The 8192-nt window shown below is 60.4% G+C and carries 7 protein-coding genes; 1 reads left to right on the top strand and 6 read right to left on the bottom strand.

Annotated elements, in window-relative coordinates; translation table 11 throughout:
• The first annotated feature begins 163 nt into the window (after positions 1-163).
• Positions 164-712, top strand: a complete 549-nt coding sequence (locus VH599_12620) for a DUF1003 domain-containing protein (GenBank protein ID HEY7349149.1) — start codon at positions 164-166, stop codon at positions 710-712.
• Positions 713-717: 5 nt separating this feature from the next.
• Here VH599_12620 and VH599_12625 read toward each other — a convergent pair whose 3' ends face one another.
• From VH599_12625 to shc, 6 genes are all read right to left on the bottom strand, one after another.
• Positions 718-2091, bottom strand: coding sequence for a glycosyltransferase family 87 protein (locus VH599_12625; protein ID HEY7349150.1), 1374 nt, complete (start codon positions 2089-2091; stop codon positions 718-720).
• A 31-nt stretch (positions 2092-2122) separates the two neighbouring features.
• Positions 2123-2908 carry a glucose 1-dehydrogenase gene (locus VH599_12630; GenBank protein HEY7349151.1) on the bottom strand — a complete coding sequence of 262 codons (786 nt, stop codon included), beginning with the start codon at positions 2906-2908 and terminating at the stop codon, positions 2123-2125.
• A 124-nt stretch (positions 2909-3032) separates the two neighbouring features.
• Positions 3033-4475: a hydroxysqualene dehydroxylase HpnE gene (gene hpnE, locus VH599_12635; GenBank protein HEY7349152.1), complete on the bottom strand. Its 1443-nt coding sequence runs from the start codon at positions 4473-4475 to the stop codon at positions 3033-3035.
• Positions 4448-5365 (bottom strand): presqualene diphosphate synthase HpnD, encoded by a 918-nt coding sequence (gene hpnD, locus VH599_12640; protein ID HEY7349153.1) that lies wholly within the window; start codon positions 5363-5365, stop codon positions 4448-4450. The genes hpnE and hpnD overlap by 28 nt, the downstream gene beginning before the upstream one ends.
• Before the next feature lie 18 nt (positions 5366-5383).
• On the bottom strand, positions 5384-6283 hold the full coding sequence (gene hpnC, locus VH599_12645) for a squalene synthase HpnC (GenBank protein HEY7349154.1): 900 nt from the start codon (positions 6281-6283) through the stop codon (positions 5384-5386).
• Position 6284: 1 nt separating this feature from the next.
• A partial coding sequence (gene shc, locus VH599_12650) for a squalene--hopene cyclase (GenBank protein ID HEY7349155.1) occupies positions 6285-8192 on the bottom strand: 1908 nt, incomplete at its 5' end.

The following is an 8192-nucleotide window of genomic DNA, read 5'->3' on the forward strand; positions in this document are numbered from 1 at the left end:
AACCAGAGGATCTGCCACTGACTGCGTGCAACGGGGTCGGAGGCCTTCCGGTAGCGCTGTTCTAAATCAGCCATCGGTAGGTGTTCAGCAAGCGTAAGACGTTTCGACATACCTCTAGTATATACCAAGATTTGGTATTACACAAGTAGGGAAGGAATAACACATGTTTCTTGCGAACAAACTGCATCTGGATGTCCTCCGCGAGCATAAGCAACGGGCTGAAGAATCGGGAGCGCCAGTGGTCTTAAATCCCAACGAGGTGCATGAAGAGTTTAAGGCGCGATTGGGATTGAATGGCAAAGTTGCCACGGTCATGACCGGGGTTTACGGGTCAATGTACTTTGTCTATTTCCTGGTTTGTTTTATGGCCGGGTGGATGCTCTGGCAAAGTCTTATGGGACACGGAGCTTTCGATCCCTATCCTTTTCTGCTGCTGCTCTTTATCGGCAATCTGATTCAGCTTGTGGGCGGGCCAATCATCCAGGTCGGCCAGAACCTTTCTTCGGCGCATTCGGAACTGCGGGCTGAGGCAGATTATGAGGTAAACAAGAAGAGCTTCGCCGACCTTCAAGATATGCAGGCCCGTCTGGAGAAGCTGGAATTGGAGAACCGCGAATTGCTTCAGTGGATCAAGCAGAATGCAGTGATCCACGTCTCTCAAGAAGCTCAGACGCTCAAAGCGCCTCCACCTGACATCACCAGCGAGCAGTAGCGTTGCTAGTTCGATGAAGATGGTATCGCCCCGGTAAAAGAGTGGCGAGATGCGCCAGGCTCCTGATCGGGCGCTGCCCGAATGGACGTTTTGAGCCAGGGCCAGAACGCAGCGAGCAGCAGGACCAGCGCGATGGATGGGAGCGTTGTGAGGATGGCCCCTGCCATTCGCAGCGGCCAGGGAAGCGTCGTTTGCGTCTGAAGCTGAAAGGCCGGGAAGAGCCAGCTAAACGGGATTGCCAGCAGGATAATGGCTGCTCCATACAGCCATCTGCTCTGTCTGGCGCTGCCCTGGGCGATCTTCAGTCCCAGCCAGAGCAGGGGCATCACGAGCAGAGCCAGACTCCAATCCCAGGCGCTTGGGAACACGAGGAAGGTGAGGATGAGGACAACAGCAAAGCTGGCGTCGTCGCTCTCGTCCCATGCCTGGTTGGGGCCGCGTTTCCAGAGCCAGAAGCTCAGGACGAGGAGAAGCGCCCCCGCAAGTAGATAGCCTGAGAGCAAGGCCGCTTCTAAAGACAGCCCTGAGACGAGCGGAGGCAGGTCAGGGAAGGCGCGAACAGCCCCAGGATGAAGAAACTCGTGATAACCCGCGCCCCAGCGCACAACATACCCTTCGAGAGCAAGGTTACTGGGGACCGCCACCGCAAAGCCTTCATCGGCGCGTGCCGGACCCAGGTAATCGAGCCAGGCTCCTGGCCCCATGAGCGCCAATGAAATAAGGATGCCTCCCACCAGGGAAAGCAGCGCGCTGACGGCTGCGCGCCGCTGGCGTCGGAGCAAAAAGAGCGGTAGCAGCAAGAACGGAACAGGCTTGAGGAGGATGACTATCGCTGCCAGAAGTCCAGCGCGTCCCTGCTGGCCTCGGCGAAGCGCCCGCCAGACGAGTACGACGAACAGGCAGGAGACGCCCCCGCCGATATTTTCAGCGCGCGTGCTTCCCATTGTGGGATCCCAGAGCAGGAAGAGAGCGAGCAGGGGGAGGACGATACGTATCCCCCTGAGAGATAATTCCCAACAAACCAGCAGGAAACTCTGAACCAGGCAGGCCAGGCTAAGTATCCCCCACAACCAGGTTGCGGCCCCGGAGGAGAGCAGGGCAAAGGGGACGGTGAGCAGCAGCGAAAACGGCGGATGCGCGTAATATTCTAGCGGCACTGGTGTGCTGGAATACCGGCTCCAGCAGGTAACAGGCGTGTAAATGCGCGTGCCGTGGAGCCAGTGTTGCGCCGTTTGATAATCCAGGCAAAAGTCAGTGGTAGTGGTGGCCCCTGAGTGAATGGCTGCAAGAAGACGAGCGCCCTGGACAACGATAACCAGCATTGAAAGAACGAGTATTCCGCCCCGGATCAGATGCCGGAGCCGGGGATGAGCAGCCATAGGGCGCTGTCCTTTGATGTTGTGTTCGCTTTTACCTGTTTATGCCTGCGCTCAGGCCGCCATCAATGATCTGAGCAGTGCCGGTGATAAAGCGCGCCTCGTCGGAGACCAGATGCAAGGCCAGCGCGGCTACCTCTTCGGCTGTCACCAGATCGTTCAGCGGCGAAGCCTGGGCCAGCGCCTGTTTCACTCGCTCTTCCGCGCCTGGAAACCGCTCGGCGATTCCACGCTGCACCAGCGGTGTCCAGGAGAACGATGGGCAAATCGCGTTCGAGCGGATGCGATAGGGCGCGCCTTCCAGGGCAATCAGTTTCGTCAATTGCACCACGCCAGCCTTGGAAGACGTGTAGGCGGCATAGCCAGGCGAAGCCGCAAAAGCCGAGACAGAAGCGGTATTGAGAATGACACCGCCGCCATTTTTCTTCAGTTCCGGGAACGCATATTTTGCGCCTAGAAACACGCTTTTGAGGTTGACCGCCAGTACATTGTCCCAGTCCTCCTCTTCCATCATCTCCAGGCCCGTGATCTTCCCGCCGATGCCCGCGTTGTTGAAGAGAATGTCGAGCTTGCCATATCGCTCCACAGCGGCGCGCACCATTCCAGCACAATCGGCGCTGCTGGTGACATTGCCGATAAAGACCGAGGCTTTGCCAGGGTGTGACCGTTCGACCTCGGCAACGGTAGCGTTAGCGCCTGCCTCGTCACGGTCCATGACCAGCACTGACGCGCCCTCATGCGTGAACAGCAGTGTGGTGGCGCGGCCAAAGCCTGAACCTGCGCCAGTAATGATGGCAACTTTGCCATCGAGCTTGCCCATAATGTCACTCCTCTTCATTTCCAAACGATACAGGTTACAAGGGTTCTTGAGTGTTGCAGGAACCATTGTACAGAAGGATATGCCAGGCGGCAAGGGATGTGGCAGCCTCACCCCATTGGCGATGTTAATCGCTGGGCTGCTGCTCAGTGTATGACAGAGGGCGTGAAGTCAACGCAACGCGGACCGGAGCGGCCAGTGTATTCGCCGACGAAGACCGAAGAATAGCCTGAGCGGCGGCGTGACCGCTGCGCACCGCGCCTTCCATAGTGGCGGGCCAGCCGGTATCGGTCCACGCGCCCGCCAGGTAGAGGCCGCGTACTGGCGTTTCGGTCGGCAGGCGGTGGGTCAGCGAGCCAGGCGCGGCGGAGAAGGTGGCCTGGCGTTCTTTGATGACCAGCGCGTGGCTGATCTGCGCCTCGCGCATAGCTGGGAAGACGGCTTCGAGATCGCGCTGCACCTGAGCGAGAATCTGCTCGCGGGGTTGATCCAGATAGCGATGCGCGCCGCTGATGGAAACAGTGAGATATTGTCCGGCGGCCAGGTCCAGCCCAAGCAGCCTGCCCTTATCAAAGACCCAGTAACTTTCTTCGCGCCCGATGACCGCCGCCAGGGGTTCAGGCACTATGACACGATCCAGCCAGAGGTTCACGCCAACGATAGGAGAGACACCAAGCTGGGCGGCGTGCGCGAAGAAAAACTGGCTGCGCCAGGCGGCAGGAGCCAGCCCGGCCAGGGCATAGTGTGGCAGCGCCAGCACGATCTGGCTGGCGGGCAGGACTTCGCCATTTGCCAGGCACACGCCCACCAGCCGATCATCTTCCACATCAAGCGCGATGGCGCGGCAGCCCAGCCGCAGCACCGCGCCACGCTCCAGCAGGTAGCGTTCAGTCGCTTCGCAGAGCAGGTCGCTCAGCCCGACGGTGGCGTAGCCAATGCGCGCTCCGCCCGCGTGGCGCAGCAAGCCCTCTTGAAAGACCATCAGCGCCAGACCCGCGCTGGCTCGCTCGCACTCCTCGTTCAGGGTCGGCAGGATAATCAGGTTCCAGAGGTATTTGATGGATCGCTCGCTTTCACCATGCGCGCGCAGCCAGTCGGCAAAGCTGATATGGTCATGGGTGACGCGCCCCCTTCGGCCCGCCCGCGCAATGGCCGCCAGGGTGCGGGCGGCTCGCAGCTTTTCGCGCCAGGAAAGCGTGGGCAGGAGCAGAAACGACGAGAAGAGATGCAGCGGCGCTGGCAGCGGGACGCGCGCCGCTTCCAGCGCGGTTCGCCTATGTTCCGCATCGAAGATAGGCACGCGTACCCGCGTCTGCATGTGGGTGGCCCCCGCGATGCCCAGGCGCTGCAAGAAATGCCGATAAGCGGTGCAACAGCCCAGGAAGACGTGCTGCCCGTTATCAACAGGCATGCCCGTCTGCTCGTCGCGGAAGGACCACGTTTTGCCCCCGAGAAACGGGCGCGCTTCCACCAATGTCACCGACAGGCCAGCGTCGGCCAGATCGCAGGCGGCTGCGATTCCGGCCAGACCGCCGCCCACCACTACAATGCTGGAGAGAGTCCCAGGCATGATGCCACCGCCTCACTGGTAAAGCCCCAGAACCAGAGCCAGGCCGTCAATTGCGTTTTCTCCAGGGTTGACAGGCTGATACGCTTACTGAAAACATCGTAGTTGGCCGCTTCGATGCGGCTGAGAATCTCGGAATAAAGCCCCTGCAAGACGGCGGTACACATGCGCGAGCGCGGCGACAAGAGCGGCAAGAGCCTCGCGCCGCTGGCAAAGTATTTGTGCGCCCGCCGCGCCTGATAGCGCATCAACGAGCGGAATGGATCAGTGAGGCGGCCAGCTAGAATATCCTCTTCGCTGACGCCAAAGTTGCGCAGTTCCTGCTGCGGCAGATAGATGCGCCCGCGCTCGGCGTCCTCTTTTAGATCGCGCAGGATGTTCGTGAGTTGCATAGCAATGCCCAGGTCAATGGCAAAAGTTCTGGCCTGGGGCTGGCGATAGCCAAAGATTTCGATGCAGATCAGCCCGATCACCGAGGCAGCGCGATAGCAATAACCGCGCAGCGCCTCGAACGTCCGATAGCGCGATGCCTCGATGTCCATTGCCATGCCTTCGATCAACGCCTCGAAATAGGCGATGGGTATGGGATAGCGGATCGTCGCATCATGGAGCGCGATAGTCACGAGGTCGGCTGGCTGCCCGGCATAGCACTGGTGTAAGCGTCGCCTGGCGACCTCAAGCGCGTGCAGTTTCTCGTAGCCGCTGGCCTGGCTATCAACGGCGTCGTCGCATTGCCGACTGAACGCATAGGCAGCGTAGATGGCGTAGCGTTTGGGGTCGGGCAGCGATATAAATCCGTAATAGAAGTTTTTGGCCTCGCGTTTGGTAATCTGCTGGCAGGCTTGATACGCTTCATATATATCGGGTGTGGTCCAGCTTTGCTCCGCTGACATACCGTCTCCTTGATACTATTATTGCTTGCAGCGCCGCCGCCCCGGCGGCGCTACAGGCGCCACAGCCACCCGCGCCATCAGCCAGAGCTTCCTGCGCCTGCTGAGTGTGGGCCGCCGCGAAAGGACATCATAATTACGCCGCTCGATGGCGGCCAGTATCTCCAGCCCCCCTAGAGCGAAGAGCGCGACTGATCGGCGCTGGAAAGCTCTCAGCCGCGCCAGCAAGGGCATGCCCTCATAGAACAGAGTGCGAGCGCGCTCGACTTCAGACGCTATCAAGGCGCGAAAGGCAGGCGTGGCCTCGCCGCGCGCCAACGCTGATTCGCTGTAGTCGAAGCGCGCCATATCTTCGGCGGGCAGGTAGATGCGGCCCCGTTCGTGATAATCGCGGCCCACATCCTGCCAGAAATTGGTGAGTTGCAGGGCTGTACAGATTGCGTCGGAGCATCGCTGGCGCTCGAAATCCCGATAGCCATAGAGCATCAATACAAGCCGCCCAACTGGATTAGCCGAGTGTTCGCAGTAACGCAGCAGATCGGCATAGGTAGCATAGCGCCGGACGCGCTGGTCTATACGGTTAGCTTCGATCAGGCGCAAGAACGGCTCGGCGGGCAGGTTGAATCGCTGAATGGTTTCGCGCAGGGCGATCAGATAGAGATGCTCTGGCTGATCGCCGACCACAAAGCAGCGCCGCAGGTCTGTTTCCCAGGCGTCCAGATACGCCAGGCGCTCTTGGGGGCTGCCCGCCCCTTCATCGCCCAGGTCATCGGTGTGGCGGCAAAAAGCGTAGACGCTGCTGAAATGCGGTCGCAGCCTGTCCGGCAGAAACCACGACAAGACGCTGAAGTTTTCGTAGTGCGTGGTTGCCAGCCGCTCACAGTCGTCAAATGCCTGCTCGATTGAAATAGGCGCTGCCATATTATGCTTGCTCCAGATACCTTCCCAGCGCCATGAGCGGGAAATAGATGCGATACAGGTGATACTTAATCATGAAGGCGCGCGGGAACCCTGTGCCGGTGAAATAGGGTTCTTCCCAGGTTCCATCTGTCTGCTGCCGCTCCAGCAAATAGCTGATGCCGCGCTCAATCGCTTCGGCGTTGAGGGTATTTGCCGATCCGCCCTCCCTGCGACTCGCGGGCTGATGCTGCACAGCCAGCAGCCCCAGCAGCGCCCAGGCGGTCTGCGATGCGGTAGTTGCGCCGGTCCCGCGCAGCGAAGGAGCCTCATAGGACGCGCAGGTTTCGCCCCAGCCGCCATCAGCCTGCTGGCAGTTGAGCAGCCAATTTGCCGCCCGCTGGATATAGTTCTGGCGCATGTCCTCGCCCAACGTGCGCAGGGCAGGCAGGACCGCGCCGGTCCCATAGATGTGATTGACACCCCAGCGGCCCCACCAGGAGCCATCCGCATGCTGTGTGCGCTTGAGGTAGCGCAGCGCCGCCGCGATCTGAGGGTGTTCTGCGGGCAAACCCAGCGCGCCGAACCATTCGAGGATATGGGCGGTGACATCTTCGCTGGGCGGGTCAATGACTTCTCCAAAGTCGCAGAAGGGAATCTGAGTGATGGCCCGGCGGGTGTTGTCAATATCAAAAGAGGCGAAGCCGCCGTTTTTGCTTTGCATGCTGAGCAGCCATTCTGTACCGCGATCCAGCGCGATGGCTTGCTGCTGCCGCTCCTCTGGCGGGAAGATGATACGGCTCAGGGCCAGCAGCACTTCAGAGGTATCGTCGGTGTCAGGATACCGATCATTCTGGAACTCAAAGGCCCAACCGCCAGGACGCCCAGGCTGCCGCCAGCCTTTCTGTTTGATCTGCCAGTCGCCGCCGCTGAAAATCTGTTCGCCCAGCAGCCAGCTTCCGGCTCGCGTCAGCGCGGGATGGTCAGGCGGCAAGCCGGAATTGAGCAGGGCTATAACGATCAGGCAGGTGTCCCAAACAGGGGACATACATGATTGGGTGCGAAAGGTGCGCTCGTCCTCGATGGCAAAGTCCTCGAAGCCGCGCAAGCCTTTTGCTATTACCGGGTCGGTGATGGGATGGCTCAGGACTGAAAGCGCCAGCAATGAATAGACCCAGGGCGGCTGAATGCCGCCCCAGCTTCCATCGGCCTCCTGATGGGCGATGATCCAGCCCTCGCAGGCGCGTTTGGCGGCGCTGCGCAGTGGTTTCCATCGGCCTTGCTCCAGACGGCGCAGTAATTTATCTGCCTCCAGGAAGAAGCGCCGCCAGCTCAGCAGCGAGGTTGGCCCGCGCCCGCGATTGGGCAGGGTCCAGTCCAGGCGATCCTCTGGCCGACAATAGAGTTCATCAACGGCGCAATCTGGTGGAACCTGGCGCACTGGATGTTCGGTCAGCAAGATGAGCATGGGGACAATCGTTCCGCGCGCCCAGCAGGCGAAGTCATAAATGTTGAACGGGAACCAGGACGGCAGAAAGATGAGTTCTGGCGGCATGACGGGCAGGCCGCGCCAGTCGTACTGGCCCAGCAGCGCCAGCCAGATTTTAGTGAAGATGCGCGCCCTGGGCACGCCGCCCTGCGCGAGGATGAAGGCGCACGCCCGCTGCATGCCGGGCGTGTCGGGCGAGATTCCGGCCAGCTTGAGCGCAGCATAGGCTTCGATGGTGGTGCTGAGGTCGCCGGGCGCGTCGTAATAGATGCCCCACGTGCCGTCATCGCGCTGGTGATCGAGCAGATACGCCGCGATCTTTGCCCAACGATCAGGATTAGCGACGCCCAGAAAATGAGTGAGGAAGAGGTATTCAGCCGTGATGGTGACGTTGGATTCAAGTTCGCCGCACCACCAGCCCTCTGGCGATTGCGCGCGCAGCAG

Source organism: Ktedonobacterales bacterium (assembly GCA_036557285.1).
In the GTDB taxonomy this organism is placed as follows: domain Bacteria; phylum Chloroflexota; class Ktedonobacteria; order Ktedonobacterales; family DATBGS01; genus DATBHW01.

Bases quoted from the DNA above. Each gene is read 5' to 3' on its own strand.
- VH599_12620 (HEY7349149.1), top strand. From the start codon at position 164: ATGTTTCTTGCGAACAAACTGCATCTGGATGTCCTCCGCGAGCATAAG.
- hpnD (HEY7349153.1), bottom strand. From the start codon at position 5,365: ATGTCAGCGGAGCAAAGCTGGACCACACCCGATATATATGAAGCGTAT.
- VH599_12630 (HEY7349151.1), bottom strand. From the start codon at position 2,908: ATGGGCAAGCTCGATGGCAAAGTTGCCATCATTACTGGCGCAGGTTCA.
- hpnE (HEY7349152.1), bottom strand. From the start codon at position 4,475: ATGCCTGGGACTCTCTCCAGCATTGTAGTGGTGGGCGGCGGTCTGGCC.
- VH599_12625 (HEY7349150.1), bottom strand. From the start codon at position 2,091: ATGGCTGCTCATCCCCGGCTCCGGCATCTGATCCGGGGCGGAATACTC.
- hpnC (HEY7349154.1), bottom strand. From the start codon at position 6,283: ATGGCAGCGCCTATTTCAATCGAGCAGGCATTTGACGACTGTGAGCGG.